8 protein-coding genes are annotated in these 16,679 nt (G+C 49.8%); all 8 read right to left on the bottom strand.

The features are described 5' to 3' along the window. Window positions 1-188: 188 nt before the first annotated feature. Window positions 189-830: a molybdopterin-guanine dinucleotide biosynthesis protein MobB gene (locus tag LIO98_RS11445; protein WP_291957124.1), complete on the bottom strand. Its 642-nt coding sequence runs from the start codon at window positions 828-830 to the stop codon at window positions 189-191. Continuing rightward, window positions 823-1,950, bottom strand: coding sequence for an AI-2E family transporter (locus tag LIO98_RS11440; protein WP_291957121.1), 1,128 nt, complete (start codon window positions 1,948-1,950; stop codon window positions 823-825). Before LIO98_RS11440 ends, LIO98_RS11445 begins: the two co-directional genes overlap by 8 nt. Window positions 1,951-2,071: 121 nt before the next feature. After that, window positions 2,072-2,917 (bottom strand): DNA-formamidopyrimidine glycosylase, encoded by an 846-nt coding sequence (gene mutM, locus LIO98_RS11435; RefSeq protein ID WP_291957118.1) that lies wholly within the window; start codon window positions 2,915-2,917, stop codon window positions 2,072-2,074. A 67-nt stretch (window positions 2,918-2,984) separates the two neighbouring features. Next, window positions 2,985-5,396, bottom strand: a complete 2,412-nt coding sequence (locus LIO98_RS11430) for an ATP-binding protein (RefSeq protein ID WP_291957116.1) — start codon at window positions 5,394-5,396, stop codon at window positions 2,985-2,987. A gap of 707 nt (window positions 5,397-6,103) precedes the next feature. Beyond that, window positions 6,104-8,872, bottom strand: a complete 2,769-nt coding sequence (locus LIO98_RS11425) for a response regulator (protein ID WP_291957115.1) — start codon at window positions 8,870-8,872, stop codon at window positions 6,104-6,106. 223 nt (window positions 8,873-9,095) lie between these two features. Continuing rightward, a complete protein-coding gene (locus LIO98_RS11420; protein WP_363304333.1) occupies window positions 9,096-12,203 on the bottom strand; it encodes a transporter substrate-binding domain-containing protein in 3,108 nt (1,035 codons plus the stop codon). 640 nt (window positions 12,204-12,843) lie between these two features. After that, window positions 12,844-13,575: a SprT family zinc-dependent metalloprotease gene (locus tag LIO98_RS11415; RefSeq protein ID WP_291957111.1), complete on the bottom strand. Its 732-nt coding sequence runs from the start codon at window positions 13,573-13,575 to the stop codon at window positions 12,844-12,846. 6 nt (window positions 13,576-13,581) lie between these two features. Continuing rightward, on the bottom strand, window positions 13,582-16,668 hold the full coding sequence (locus tag LIO98_RS11410) for a type I restriction endonuclease subunit R (RefSeq protein WP_291957108.1): 3,087 nt from the start codon (window positions 16,666-16,668) through the stop codon (window positions 13,582-13,584). Between the last annotated feature and the right edge of the window lie 11 nt (window positions 16,669-16,679).

Genomic DNA, 16,679 nt, shown 5'->3' with positions numbered 1-16,679 from the left:
CCGCGAACAGCAATGCGATTACTCCTATGCCTCCTACAATGGTTAAGATATTCATTGTTGAAGTGCCCCCCTTGAAGGTTTTATATTATCGACTGTGTGTCGAATCAGTGAATTATTATATCTTCAAGAGACGCATTAAGCAATATCAACAAAGAGCTTAATTTGGGCGTATTCACAATAAATCCGGCCTATTTTTTCACTTCACCGTCGAGATATATGCGGACCGGCGCTTTGGGGTCCTTACCGCCTTTTAAAGATGCGAGCATCCCGAGGACCGCTCCGCGGATAAAATCTGCGATGAAGTCTTTCATCGGCAGAGGACGGTCTCCGATATAGACCTTGGAGCTGCGGTAATACTTTCCGCGGACGGTGGCCGCCAGCCTGTCGGCGATAAGCGCCTCATCGCCCTCCCCAAAGCACATACCTCCATCACCGGCGCCCTTTCTGTCATAAACCATAAAGACTCCGCTCACGCCGGCGGGACGCGGCTCTCCGTTCTCCACCCATATCTTGGGCAGGTCAAGATATTTGCCTCCCTCCAGGAGCACGATCTCCGCATCGGGAAAATACTGCGAGACAATATATTCCGGCGTAAAGGGCTCCAGCTCCGCCTCCTCGAAACGCAGGCCGTCCCTGCCCCACAGCGCCGCGGAGATTCCCATCCTTTCCACGGAGGCGGTATCGGTTCCGCCGTCTTCCAGGACCTCGTCTGAGCTTCTCTTTATATATCCCGTACGCACACCAAGTCTCTCAAGTTCGGCGAGAAGCCGGCGGCATAGCGTCGTCTTGCCGCTGTTTTTAAATCCCGATACGGCGAAAATTTTAATCATCCTCTTTTGCCTCCGTAAAACAGTTATCACCAGGGGTCTTGATTATGCTGTGGTAGATATCGAGCAGAAAGAGCGCGAGCGAGAGGATAAGAGGGCCGACGAAGACGCCGAGGAATCCCCAGGCATATAGGCCGCCGAAAAGGCCGATGAAGATCAGGAGCATGTGTATCTTGCTGCCCTCTGATATAAAGATCGGTTTGATAAAATTATCTATAGAGCTGACGACGAGCAGCCCCCACAGTAAAAGGATGATGCAGCCCGAGAGGTCTCCGCGCAGGAACAGCGCCGCCGCACCGGGCAGCCAGATCGCCGGGGTGCCGACAAAGGGGATCATCGCAGTCATAAACATGCAGAAACCGAAAAAGACGGGATGCGAGAGACCGACATACCACCAGCCAAGGCCGCCGAGAGTACCCTGCACCGCCGCAGTCATAATGATACCGCAGACTACGGCCCTCAGCATCACCGCCGTGCGACGCACGAAACCGACGCGCTCCTCCTCCGGCAGCGGCAGCAGGTCAGTAGCGTAATCTATCATCCTGCGTCCGTCGCGCACGAGAAAGAAAGAGGTGATGACGACGATCAGAATTATCAGCGCGAGCTTGAGAATGCTCTCGAATATATGGCTCGAGACCATCGTCAAGAAGGCCGTGACATAACGCGCGCTGTCCTTTATCAGAGCGTCGACTATGGGCAGATCGGTGATAAGGTCAAGTTCGTTTACAAAACCGCCGAAGATAGGAAGCGACTTAACGGCGATGATGATATCGGCGTAAGAACCCGATATGAGGCCGCTGTCCATAAGCTGCCGGCTGATGCGGATAGCCTCCCGTGTGACGAAGATGGAGAGCGTCAGCAGCGGCAGCGCGATAAATACCAGGATCACGCCGGTGCTGACAGCCGCGGCGACACTGCGGTACCTTTCGTGAAAAAGCCGCTCATGCAGAAAGGTGAAAATAGGATAGGCGAAATATGAGAAGAGAATCGACCACATAAGAGGCATCGCCAGCGGCTTGATGATATACCATGAAACCATGGCGAAAAAGGCAAGAAGGATGACCAGCGGAATAACGCTGGTACGGATCTTCTTCGCGGCAAGGATATATCTGTTCGTGGTCAACTGGCAGGCCTCCCAAATCATTATCGCTGCGGTTTTACTTAGTATAAGGCTTTTTACGCTTCATATCCACAGAAAAATACCGGCAAAGATGTCCCTGAGAGATCAAAGTAATTATCTCCGATTACGGAGCGGCAATGAGTTTTTCCTGATTCTGGCACTTCGGGCAATAGACGCTGCCGCGTCCGCCGACGAAGGAGCGGCAAAGGAGCTCGCCGCATATGCGGCAGGGCTTGCCGGCACGGCCATATACGTTCAGATACCGGGAACGGTACCCGCGCCCCTTACCGGCAAGATACTCCTCCGCGCTCATCCGGTTCTCCTCAATGCCGAGCAGCAGCGCCTCTTTTATCGCCGCCGCGAGCCGTTCCCACTCCGCGCCGGTGAGGCTGCTGGCTGGACGTTCGGGACATATCTTTGCCGAAAAAAGACTTTCGTCTGCGTATATGTTACCGATTCCGGCGATAAATTCCTGATCAAGCAGACAGCTCTTAACGGCTTTTTTCCGCTTCGCGAATACCGACATCAGGTAATCGCCGCTGAAACCATCGTCCATCGGCTCCGGCCCCAGCCGATTGATGCCGCTGAATATATCCTCTTCGCCGTTTTCGATCAGCCAGAAACGCCCAAAGCGGCGAAGGTCCGTAAAACGCAGCTCCCCGCCGTCGTCCAGGTGAAAGATGAGATGGGTATGCTTTTCCAGAGGATAAGCGGGCGGCGTCAGCAAAAGGGAGCCCGTCATGCGCAGATGCAGCACAATCCTGCCGCCGTTTTCCAAACAAAACGAGAGGAACTTTCCCCGGCGCGACATACCTGAAATCAGCCGCCCCGCCGTAAGACGGCAGAACTCCTCCGGCGAAGGACGGGCAATGACCGCGGGATGATTGACCGTTACAGATACTATCCGCAGGCCTTTGAGCTGCGGTTCTAAAATTCGCCTTACCGTCTCAACCTCAGGCAGCTCCGGCATCTACGCACACCATCCCTCTCCGTAAATAAAGTTATTATCCAGACGCCGCACACCATACGAAGGGAGATCAATCGCCACTCTCAAGAATACCGCCGCGGCGGTTACGCCGCTTCCAGGCGACACATCCGGACAGCGCACCTTTCAGCTGTTCGATGGAAATAGGTTTGGCAAGGTGCCCATTCATTCCGGCCAGCCGCGCCAGCTTCGCATCCTCGGCAAAGGCATCGGCAGTCATCGCGATTATCGGCAGGTCGCCGATACTTTCCATTCCGCAGCCACGGATCTCCCTTGCGGCGTCATAGCCGTTCAAGACCGGCATCTGAATATCCATAAAGACAATATCGTAGTAGTAGGGCGGATGAGAGCAGACCGCCTCCACCGCCATGCGTCCGTTCTCAGCAAACTCTACCCGCGCGCCCAGCAGGGCAAGCATTTCGGCGGCAATCTCACGGTTGAGTTCGTTATCCTCCACCAACAGGATACACAGATCAGAGAAAGATTCCTCTGTCCGCGATCCTTCCGCCGGAACCTCATCGACGGCGACACTCTTGGCGAGACAAAGGGTGACGATGAACCGCGACCCTTTCCCGTACTCGCTCTCCGCGCGGATATCGCCGCCCATTATCGAGACAATGTTCTTAACTATAGTCATACCCAGACCGGTACCCATGACCTTATTGGTCCGGCTGTCGTCGGCACGGCTGAACGGTTCAAAGATATGTTCTATATATTCCGGACTCATGCCAATCCCGTTATCCTCAACCACAAAGCGGTAGGTACCCACAGGCTGCTCGCCTTTATCAAGTTCATCCACCAGCAAAGATATACTTCCGCCATCACCGGTGTACTTGGAGGCATTTTCAAGAATATTGACCAGCACCTGCTTCAGCCGCCTCTCGTCACCGAGCACCAGCTGATGCAGCCCCTCGCCGATATGAACGGATACCTTTTGCCCCTTCTTCTCGACGGAGAGCCGTATCAGCTCCACCGCCTCGTCCAGCAGGCGGCAGAGGTCAAATTCAGACTCCTCCAGCTCAACGGTTCCGCTCTCTATTTTGCTTACATCCAGAACTTCATTAATGAGGCCAAGCAGGTGAGCGCCGGAGGCGGCGATCTTTTCGAGATATCCGCGCAGCCGCTCTTCATCCCCGATATGCAGCTGCGCCAGTTCGGTCATTCCGACGATCGCGTTCATCGGCGTACGGATGTCGTGGCTCATACGCGATAGAAAGGCGCTCTTGGCCTTGCTGGCGTTTTCCACCTTTTGCAAAGCGTCTTCCAAAAGCTGCTTCGCCTGGCGCTCCTTCTCCAGAGCCGCCTCCTGCATACGGCGCTCATCGTCGATGTTCCTTGACAGCGTGATCTCTATCAGGTCGTCGGTATAGGGACTCTTCACCCTCACCACCTGAGTAAAATACCAGTGATAGGCGCCGTCGTCTCCACGGTGGGGCACCGTCATCGTTACCAGGAGTTCTCCGCGAGAAAAGGCGCTGCAAAGAGCGGCGCGCATGAATTTTCCAATAAATTCATCTCGGTAATCGGGGTGTACCGTGGATAATTCAGTTTGTATAAGATCGTCAAAGCAGCCCTCGGCATCCGGTCTTTTAACCGGGAAACGATTATATTCCAACATGTGATAGGTATTCTGGGTCAGGTTCACCGCGATCAACATCTGGTAGGCTGTCTGGGCGGCGGTCGCCAACTGGCTGATCTCGACATTACGCCGCTGTTCCAGCAGATATTCGTCCTGGACGTCACGAAAGACAAGTACGCACCAGCACTCATTTGCCTCAAGTTCGTCGATACGCGTCGCCGTGAACTCAACCATATGGTAGGTGCCGTTGGAGGTCAGACGGCGCAGGCGCATGGATATCTGGGTTCTCCCCTCTCCGAAAATCCTGAGCATCGCTTCGCGAGAGAAGTTCTCGTTGAAGTGCTCAAGATCGTCGGGGTGCAGCACTTTCTGGGCATATATGCGGTTCTCGGCGCCAAAGTCGCCCCGCTCCGGAATACCGCTCCAAACCAAATCCTTTTGGCAATTGACATAATAGTTCCCGGTAAGATTTACGATGATACATTCATCAAATACGGTAACTAGGCTCTTGGCGTACATCTGTTTTATCTTGTAAAGCCCATGCTCTTCCTCAAAGTTCAGCTTATGAGGCGTGGCGGTAATCACAACCGCGCGGATATCGCCGTCCCAACGTATCCTGTTGGCCGTAGCGTCAACCGTAGTTTTTAGCAGCGGGTCATAACAGACGATATGGCTCGACGAATTTTCTCCCAGTCCGGCAAGAGGACAGTTGTTGCATACCTCCGGCCAAATATCATGGCATTTCGCCCCGAGCGCCGCCTTGCCGCGCCCTGTGTCACGGCATCGCTGATTAAAATAAAGCAGTCTGTGGGTATCCTCTTCGATGACATAAACGCTGGTATCAGTCAGCGCATCAAGCAGATTCGTAAGATTGTTGGCATGCATATCTCCCACTCCTTGTCCGGCCTGGGACCGCTGTGCTCTCTTTTGTTCATCGAGCAAAAACCTATCGGCAATCTCAATTTATACGACTATATAGTATACAGTTACTAAAGGCTTTTGTAAAAACAGGAGTACCGACGCAGAACCTTGAGCAGGATTACGGCACGTATCCGTGGAATACCAACAGATATGTCTTCGGTGAATGAGAGAAACGGACCGATGATCTTAGTTATATCTATTTATTATATATGTTATCGCTTCGCTGGCGCTGTTCTATGCAAGAGATATGCGCACAGCATATTCGGGGCGTCTGACAGATCTTCATTTGCAGCTCAACCATGTAAAATTCCGGTGGCCGTTTGTGGATTTTGCCAACACAAGAAATGCTGCCCACGCCAGCCCACACGATATCATTCGCATGCCTATTTTACCGCCCTCTTCCAGGCAAAATGAAAGGGATTTCCTCAGGCGCGACCTCCCCGCGATCAGCCGCATACACCCGCAGAATTCCTCCGGCTGCGGGTGTATGCGGCTGATCGCGGGTTCATTCACCGCTACAATTTATATATTATCCGCAGCCCTTGCCACGCGGTTCTAAAATTCACCTTACAATCTCTACTTCCGGCAGCTACGCACACGCCTCTTCGCAAACAAGACTGCCGTACCGACGGCTCGCGTAATTACGCCCGCGCCGTTGCCTATTCCAGCCATTATTTGATCCACGCGGAAAGCACCGCCACCAGACGGTCGACGTCGATGGGCTTGGAGATATGATCGTTCATACCCGAGCTCTGGGCCTTACCGATATCGGAGACAAAGGCATTCGCCGTCAACGCCAGGATCGGGATATCCGCCGCGTCTTTTCTCGGCAGCGCGCGGATCGCCGCAGCCGCCTCATAGCCGTCCATCACCGGCATCTGTATATCCATCAGAACGGCGGCGTAATATCCTGGGGCAGACTCACGGAAACGCTCGACGGCCAGCGCGCCGTTCTCCGCATGATCCACGGATATCCCCTTCATGCCAAGCAGCTCGACGACGATCTCTTTGTTGAGTTCATTATCTTCGGCGAGAAGCACCCGTTTGCCGCAAAGGCTGGGATAGGCCGTTTCCACAAGTACGCCCGCCTTTTCCAATCTGTTCTTGGAACAGAAGAGACGCAGGACATGCAGCATCTTCGATTTAAAAAGCGGTTTGCTGATAAAGGCATCCGCGCCGGCGCGCACAAATTCCTCCTCAATGTCGGAATAGTCGTACGCCGAGATAATGATGATCGGCACGTCGTTTCCCAGCCTCTCTCTGATCACCTTCAGCGTCTCCAGCCCATCCATGCCCGGCATCTTCCAATCAAGGATTACGGCGAAGAAATCATCCGCGCGGCCATGCGCTTCCTCTACCCTGCGAACTGCTTCCCCGCCGGAGAGCACCCAATAGCCGCGCATCCCCAGCTCGCTCAGCAGCTGTGTCGCATTCTCGCAGATGATCTGATCGTCATCCACAACAAGCACAGGCAGACCAATCAGCTCCTCGTCGAGAATATCTTCTTCCATCTGCAGCTGCAGCGGGACGGATACGGTGAAACGGCTGCCCACGCCCTTTTCACTCTCCACCTTTATCGTGCCGTTCATCATCTGGATGATATTTTCCGTGATCGCCATCCCCAATCCCGTGCCGTGTATCTTGCTGACGCGCGGGTCCTCAGCGCGCGAAAAGGGGGCGAATATCTTCGGAATAAAATCAGCGGACATGCCGATCCCGTTATCCGTAAAGACAAACTCAAACCAGCCTTTTTGAGGGATCAGGGAGGGCAGCTCATTGATCTCCAGGCTGATCTTTCCGCCCTCTGGGGTATACTTTATCGCGTTTGAGAGCAGATTCATAAAGACCTGCTGAAGCCGGTTTCTGTCAACGACCACTCTCTCATGGCTGACCTGTCCGACTGTGACCCGAAGCTCCTGCTTTTTCTCGGCGACCAGCGGTTTGCAGATATCATAAATATTCTGAATGAGTTCGGAGAGGTCGACATCTTCCGGTGCGAGGTCTATTCTGCCGCTCTCGATCCTAGACATATCAAGCACCTCGCTGATCAGGCTGAGCAGATGGCGGCTCGAAACGTTGATCTTATTCAGGCAGTCGTCCACCTTCTCGGGGGAATGCAAATTCGCCTGGGCGATGGCCGTCATTCCAACGATCGCGTTCATCGGCGTACGGATGTCGTGAGACATGGACGACAGGAAATTCGTTTTTGCGGAATTGGCGACCCGCAGCGACTGATAGGCCTCTTCCAGCGCTTTGCGCTGACGTATCTGTTCCTCCCTGGTATCCGTGACGTCAAAACCCAGAGTGTAAAAAGAGGGAATGCCGTCCCAGCTCTCTTCGCCGCTTACGTAGCGCATCGTGATCGTCAAAATTCTTATTTTTCCGGAACGAGTTACAACTCTCGTCTCTATGACAGCCTTTTGCCCCGTCTTCTTTATTTCTCTCAGCACCCTCAGCGCTTCGGCCATATCGTCCGGATGTATGTAAGAACATTTAGAGTCCAGCTCGTTTTCGAACTGCTCTTTTGTATAACCGATCAGGGAAAGAAAATCGGCGCCATACCAAAGGATGGTGCTGAAATCCCGCGCGTCGAGTCTGGCAACACTGCCAAGGATAGACCTTACCATCGCGTCCCGCTCTCTGTCCTTCTGAGCCAGCTTGTATTCTACGCTGTAGTTATCGTGCGAAAGTTCGAGACGCGCCCGGTGTCCGTTCCAATCGATCTCGCGGTTCTTTATTAAAAATGTGCGGTCAAGGACGGGGTTGAAAAATTCCCATTCATAAACATCTTCCCTTGTCAGCTGACTGTTATTGCAGAAAGGGCAGGGCGTGGACCTTCCCTGTATCACCTCGTAACATTTCCGGCCAAGAAGATCCTTTTTTCTTCCCCCAAGGACATTGCAGCTGTTCTGATTCAAATAGAGCAGCTCATAGGTATCCATATCGCTGATATAGATATTTCCCACATACTCTTCCATCATGAACTCAAAATACTGTTTCTTCTCATTATCGGAAGAGACCATGTCATCAACATTGACAGTCGTCAGGCAGACCACAGGCACACCGGAGACGGGGTCATCGGCGGCTCTTGCCACAACGCGGACCCAGCTGTACCCGCCGCCTTTGAGCGGTATCCGACAGGTCATCGAAGCTTTAGTATCACAGCCTTCATGCAAGTGCCGCAGCTTATTTCGCAGTAATTCAAAATCAACGGGATATTCTTCATAATACCGGCGCAGACTGGAAAATTGAGAGAGGAATTCTTCCTCCGTATATCCGGCATCATTGCAAAACTGGACATTCACCCATAAGACGGTCAAATCTTTATCCAATAAATGCTTGCTGACACCAACTCCGAGCATCTCCAGCGGAACGCCGTGCTCCTTCGGTATATGCCGCTCCCTGAGATGGTCCGATTCTATATCGCGCTGAGGCTCCATGAATATTTACTCCTTTAAAATCCATTCTACTGACCGACCGCATGCTTACTAAGTAATTTTACCTATAATACAGTATGTGAAATCAAAAGACAATGACATCGCAGGTAACTTAGCCGTCAATGAAAAACCGACATTTATGTAACAATTCTGCACCAGGGCGTTGATTTCATCCCCGATAAGCAAGGCGTATTCGGAGGCCGTCATGGCTGGCCCAAGCGTCTATCTAACCGGCTTTGCCGCCGATATACTTGCGCAGGGTCTTGAATAAGTATGTGGGATCGATAGGTTTCGCCACATGGTCGTTCATGCCCGCCGCCAGCGAGGCGGCGACATCTTCCGCGAAGGCGTTGGCCGACATGGCGATAATCACGGCAGAGGCCGACTCCGGGTGGCGCGAGGCGCGTATGCGGCGCGCCGCTTCATATCCGTCCATCACCGGCATTTGGATATCGAGCAATATGGCGCTATAGCACCCGGCGGGAGACGCTTCAAAGAGCCGCACGGCCTCCTCGCCGTTTTTCGCCCAGTCAACGGAGAATCCGCCGCTTTTCAGTATCTCTGACGCTATCTCCATATTCATTTCGTTATCTTCCGCAAGCAGCAGCCTTGCTCCCTCAAAATCATATTCGTCAGCGGCGGCCTCCGGCGTTCCCTCGCCAGCCGCCGGCTCTCCGCCGTCTTCTTCCGATATTCCGAACGGCAATTCAACGGAAAAGGATGAGCCCTCTCCGACAACGCTCGATACGCTTATCGCGCCGTGCATCATGTCAACGAGGTTTTTCGTTATCGACATCCCCAACCCCGTGCCCCCGTATTGTCTGGCAATAGAGTTATCCTGCTGTTCAAAAGGCTCGAATATGTGTTCGAGAAACTCCGGTGCGATGCCTATTCCAGTGTCGGTCACGGTGAAACGTATGTAGACTTTATTCTCTTTCACCGCCACCGCCTCGACCATCAAAGCCACACGGCCGTCCTTCCCGGTGAATTTCACCGCGTTGGAGAGCAGGTTCATCAGTATCTGATTCAGCCTCATAGAATCTCCCGTAAGGCACAGTCCCGCAACGCCCTTTGCCTCCACAGAGAAAGCGACCCCATTCTCCCTAGCCTGCGTGAAGAAGATGCTTTCGAGGGATGACAGCAGCCCGGGAAGGTTGAAGGGGAGGTCCTCGATCTTTACCATTCCGCTTTCGATCGAGGCCATGTCAAGAACTTCGTTGAGGATCGTCAAAAGATGGCTGGAGGCAAGTTCTGTCTTTTCAAGACAGCCGATGGCCTTGTTTCTATCTTCCGCCGCCGGTGACAGGCTATCCTTGGCAATTGCCGTGAAGCCGATGATGGCGTTGAGCGGCGTGCGAATGTCGTGTGACATCCTTGAGAGGAAAGAGCTCTTGGAATTTGAGGCGTTGCGCGCCGACTCCAGCGCGTCGACCAGCGCGCGCCTGTTCATATCCTCACGGCGCTTGGCGTCCTCTATACAGCGGGTGAAGAACATGAAGCCGGCCCTTGAAGCGTTTTCTCTGTCCATTGCCAGCACCGTATAAGAAAACCATTCATATTGTTCGCCGCCGTTTTTCACCCGGCATTCGAAATAGAGCGCCCCGCCCTCATCCGCAAGTCTGCCGAGACTGGCGGCTCCCAGCAGCGTCCCGACCCTTTCGCAGTCGTCCGGGTGAATGTGCGGCAGAAGGTCTTTTTCTAGGCTGTAACTTTCCGCCCGCTGCGTGACCCTGCCGTCGGATACGCCGTACAGCACCCTTGTCCCGTTTGAGACGTCCACTTCGCCTACCACGTCGTTGGCGCCGCACACGTAGGTTATGAACCGCTTGAGCTCCCTGCCGCGAGCCAGCGCCTCGGCGCGGCGTCTGCGCGTCGTCAGATAGAGTACGAGGATTATCGCCAGCATACAGAGGACGAAAATCCCCCCTACGGCGAATAGCGGGTTACTATAAAGAAAGGCCTTCAGAGAGAGATCTTCGTGCGGAAAGGCCGTGTATTTTGCGAGAATGTCGTTTACCTCGCGCTCCTCGAGGCCGCGCATACTTTTATCCATGATCGACGCCAGCAGCGGCGGTTCACGGTAGGTGACCCCTACGCCATAATAGGTCTTCCACCCGTAGATCACGTTGGCGACAAGGCTGTTTGTTATATCCCTGTTCATCACTAGCTGGGCGCCGCCCGCGTAGAGGAACAGGCAGTCCTGACGCCCCGCCAGCACCGCGTCCACGCACTCCTGCTGGGTATCGTAAAACACGATGTCTTTTTCGTGGAAATACGTCTTTATAAACTGCTCGGTTATGTTTGAAAAACGCAACGCGGCGACCGTTCTCATGTCCCCATGATTATTCTTCAGAGAAAGTCTTGTAACGTTCAGGTGGATATAGGGATTTGTCAGCCTATAGCCCCTTTTCTCCGCCATATTGTAATCGCAGCGGAGATCCAGAATAATGTCCGCCTCACGGCTCTCTTTCTTTTTAAAATGTTCCTCTCTGTTCGCTGTGGAGATAAATTCAAACTCCAGCCCGCTGCGCGCGGCGATCAGCCTGGCAATTTCAACGAAAGCCCCTGCGGGACGCCCCTGCTCGTCACGATAGGAAAACGGTTCCCACTCTGGATTTAACATGGCCTTGAACCGCCTGCCGCTGCGGCGCGCATTTTCTATATATCTCCGTTCATCGGCCGTGAAGGGGAGTTCTGAACCGTTTTTAGGCGTATAAAATTTGTTCATCAGTGATTCTTCCAGAGTAACGTCGTCGGCCTGCAGCTTGGAAAGGACGTCGTCTATCTCACGCAGCAGGGAGGAGTCCTCTTTGCGGGTAATTATATAGAAGGGAGACGGGGAGAATTCGGCGATGACCCATTCGCTGCTGATCGCGCGCAGATTACTGGTAACGACGGCGTCGATGGAACCACCGTCCTGAAGCTCCCGCAGCATCTTCTGCATATCGTTAAAATAGACGGGCACATATGAAAAATCCTTTTCCCGCGCGAACGCCGCGAAGCTCACGTTGCGCGAATTATTTTTTAGCATGCCAACCCGGATGCCGGACCATTTCCGCCAATCGCCGTTCAGATACTTTGTGTTGCCTGATTTTACGGTGACGATGGTCTCGCTCTTGCCGATGCTGTTCCTTGAAAAACCGAAGCGCTTCTCGCGATCTTTAGTCTTTTGCGCCGACGTGAGGATATCGATCTCGCCGCGCTCCAGCATGCCCAGCATCTCGCTCCAGCTCTTGTCGTACCCGACATATTCATACTTCCAGTCCGCATATAACAGCATGTGCTGCAAATATTCATATCCGTAACCGGACCTGTTTCCCTGTTCGTCCTCCATATGATAACCGTCAAAATGAAAAAATCCCACGCGCAGCTGCCGCTGAGCAGACGCCTCGGAAGAAAAAAACGCAGAAAACAAAAACAGTGCCGCTAAACAAAATATAATAAAAGGAGATAATACGCGTCCGCGCATGGCAAAAAACTCCTTAGAAAGGGTATCTTTCATTAATTATTATTATAAATGCGTTGTTAAGATTAACCTTATTCATTATGACACGCAGTCGGTCTAATTGCAAGAAAGATAAAGAGGCGAAACAATGCGGCGACAAAAAAACGGCCTCCCCGTTTGCGGAAGGTCGTCTCTTTGTTGTGTATGGTGTTATTCCCACTCGCCGAGTTAATCTCATTTTTAAGCTTTTTCGTTTAGATACTTTGATTCCATTTGATTCGATATGATTTCAGTTAGCTTTATCCTAACGGGTTGCCGAACTTTTGCTATCAAAAGTCTATCATTATGTCGCTATCATAGACCGCATTCACTGTGTCTTTGCCGTAGGTTTGCGGGTTAAACAGAGATGTTATATCAACTTTTCTGCCATCTCGTTTTCTGCTAATCTTGATTGTAACCATACCAAATACACGCATATTTCTCAATACTTATTTCCGCTAAACCCTACAGTTTAATCACCTCCTATGCTTTATAACCCATGGACTGCATTTTTATCGAGCTGAGTTTTTCTTTCTTTCCAATCCGGCATTAACATAGCTACAAAACTGTAAAACTGCTTTGAATGATTTGGGTGAATGAAGTGGCAAAACTCATGTAATATAACGTACTCTATACAGTTTCTCGGTGCCTCTAATAGCTTTTTATTGAGCGTAATGATACCTCTGGATGGTGAGCATGATCCCCATCTTGTTTTCATAGTGCGTATTCTTAGGGTTGGCATATTCACACCGTACTTTTGAAACATCGGGAAAAGTTGCTGTATTGTCTCAGAAAACACTCGACAACATTCTTTATCTAAGAATTTCTGAACAAGTTTCTCCTTTTTGAAATAATCATCCTGAGCTGTAACCGTCAGATAAAGATATATTCCATCCGAAAAGACGTTATCTTTTGTCCCTTGCTGCACTTTTAGTCGAATCCCTCGCCCCAAAAAATCAAATGTCTCTCCGCTGATGTATCGTTTAGGAGGCATTTCATATTCTTCAATCCTCTTAAACCGCTGTAAAGATGAAATAATATAGGCACTTTTTTCCATTACAAAGGTATCGACCTTATCAACAGGAATTTTTTCACTTGCGGAAACAACAATACTGCAATCAGAATGTATCCTCAAATTCAAGTTCTTAACTGGCTTTCGCTTCAGCAGATATTCAATATTCGTTCCTGAAAATGAGATTGTTCTAATCTCGTCGTTAAGCATAAGTAATCAAAACCTCCTCAAGGCGACAGTTTTGATGTTTTCGATAACTTTATCAATAACATCAAAAGGAAGCTTTAATCCATGTTCCTTTTCATAATAGTAAAACAAATCGTCAATGTCTTGAGCAATTCGGTCGTGAACAGTTTTATTGTGCGTCCAGTCGATTTTGCTGTGTTTTTCAATAATCTCAGTTATTTTAAGAGACATCTCAGCAGTTACATCGGCAGATATCACAGCATCAAATTCAGAAAAAATCGCTGTCACTACCCCAAAAAACGCCTGTGCATGAACATTACCTTTTATCATTACTGGGTAGGAAATATCCGTCACGCCTTGGCGATAATCATCCATGATGCTACGCATCTTTGCTAAATACTCAGATTCCGTTACTACCTTGTCCTTATATTCTTGCAGTGCCTCTTTAATCCTTTTTGAAAAGCTGTCGTAGTAAGCTGGATTCTCATCATATTTTTCGCTAATACTTTTTGTCATTTTGCTGTGTATAGCATCAGCTTTGGCACGCAATGACCCTAATTCTTCCAGTTCCTTCTCTAGGCCATCCTTGTTCAATATATCAACTGGACTAGTGATCTGTTTTAATCTGGAGACTGACAAGTGAGTATCTAATAGGTTTTGCATCAAAGGTTCATATTCGCTATTGTCAATGGCGTCAAAGTATCGGATTTTAACACTTCGACGTATTTTTGAAAACAGTATGAAGGTATCTTGATACTTCTTTAGCTCATTTTTGGGTATAGCCTCATATACTTTGTCAGAATTTAGCACAACACTTAATGCTTTTCCGAAAATACAAAGCAAATTATAAAATTGCTCACGTATCTTATCGTCAGAAAGGAACACTTCAATTTCTTCAGTATCCATCTTTTCTAAAACAGGCACAAGCAACTCGCACAAATTTGAATATGCGCTTCTTAGATTGCCGACTGCCGACATGACGTCCACTACAACACCCTTGAGGTCTCCGCCATCAAAGTTCTCAAGCCCAGCACCGCTGTATAAATCCATTGCTGTGTCGAGCTGTTCGATTAGTCCTCGATAATCAACAATCAGTCCGTAATCTTTTCCTTCGCATATACGATTAGTCCTGGCGATTGCTTGCAAGAGGCCATGTTCTTTTAGTTCCTTATCAATATAGAGCACTTGGCAAATAGGTGCGTCAAAACCTGTCAGCAGTTTACTACATACGATAAGAATATCTATCTCGCCATCACAGAACTTATTTTTTATTGACTCCTCATAGGTATCAGCATCACCATACTGCCGCATCATCTTCTGCCAGAAGGCAAGTACTTTATCGTCAGTCCCCTCGTCGACATCATCAACACTCTCCCGTAAATCCGGAGGGGATATCACAACAGCACAAGTAAGGTCTCCAAATTGCTCGAAACACTCTAAAAAGCGTACAGCATCACGCTTATAATTTGTGGCCAACATCGCTCGGAAACCTGTATCTTTGTATCCTTCAATGAAGTGATTGTTAATATCGAGCGCAATACGCTTAATTCGGGCATCCGTGGAGGTAAGCCGCCGGATACTGCTCCACTTGCGGGCTAAATCCAGTTTTTGCGCATCTGTCAACCTTTTTGTAGTTTGCTCAAACCACAAATCAATATTGGCCTCATCGACAGTCTGCTCCACAAAGCGTCCCTCATAAATGAGAGGAACAATAGCGCCATCTTCCACACCGTCTTTTATGGTGTATTTATGAATCAGTTTGCCGAATTTAGACATTGTATTTTTTTCTTTTTTCATCAAAGGCGTACCTGTAAACCCGATATAACAGGCATTGGGGAAAACAGATCGCATTTTTGTAGACAGTTGACCGTAATTTGAACGATGACTTTCATCAACCAATACAAAAATATCACTGGACATATGCTTGGTATCCAAGCGCTCGGCAGTGTCAAACTTATTGATTATAGTAGTCACAATATCGGCCTTACCACTTCCGATTAGCTCTACAAGGTGCCTGCCGCTTGTAGCCCTTGCTGGGTTCAGGCGGGTATGTGAGAAAGTAGCAGCAATCTGCCTATCAAGCTCTTTGCGGTCGGTGACAATGATTACCTTTGGGCTAGTGGATGCCATTTCCATAAGGATATACTTCGCCAACATAACCATGGTCAGGCTTTTTCCGCTTCCTTGTGTATGCCATACAACACCGCTCTGCCTATTTCCACTTTCAGTACGTTCATTGATGGTGGCAATGATCTCTTTAATGGCAAAGTATTGTTGATATCGGCATATTTTCTTGACATTTGCATCATAAATAACAAAATAGCGGATTAATTCCATTGCTCGACTTGGTGTCAGAAGGGCAACGATGTTCTTATCCTGTTCAGTTACCATTCGATCAGTAACGAATTTCTCAATTGCCTTATCCAAGAAAGTACTATCCTGTTCTTTCCAAACACTCCAGAATTTTTTAGGAGTAGCAGTGGTAGCATATTTTACATTGTTTTTATTGGTCGCCAACACAATTTGAGCGAACTTATAAAGCTGTGGGATATACTCATTTTGCTGATTGCGTATGTTCTGCTCAACAGCCTGCTCCATTGAAATATGCGGCGCTTTACACTCTATTACAGCAAAAGGAATACCATTTATAAACAGCACAATGTCAGGACGAGCATTATGCTGCTTGTCCTGGCTCTCTACAGCATATTCCTCTGTTACATGAAAGAGATTATTCTCTGGATGATCCCAGTCCACATATCGGAGATTAAAACTCAATAGCTTTCCATCACCTACTGTTTCTGGGTAACTCTTGCCCAACAACAGTGCATCGTAAATCTTTTCACTCGTGCGTACAAGCCCATCAATTAATGGCTCATTCAAGTCCTCGATAGCACGTTCAATGTTCGAGGCAGAAAACTCATTTTCTGCACCCGCATAAGCATAACGATTGAGGCGGCGCAGCTGTCCTCGTAAAATGTCTTTTAACAGAACATCATATTTGCTACCACGCTGTTTGATACAATCTTCCGGGGATATGTAGGTGTATCCCAAAGCTTGCAACAACTCTATCGCAGGCTTTTTGCTGATATTGTCTTCTAAGTATAAACCTTTGTCCATGTTTTCGCCTC

Source organism: Cloacibacillus sp., from assembly GCF_020860125.1.
Classification (GTDB): Bacteria; Synergistota; Synergistia; order Synergistales; family Synergistaceae; genus Cloacibacillus.
This window is presented reverse-complemented; position numbering and strand designations above follow the sequence as displayed.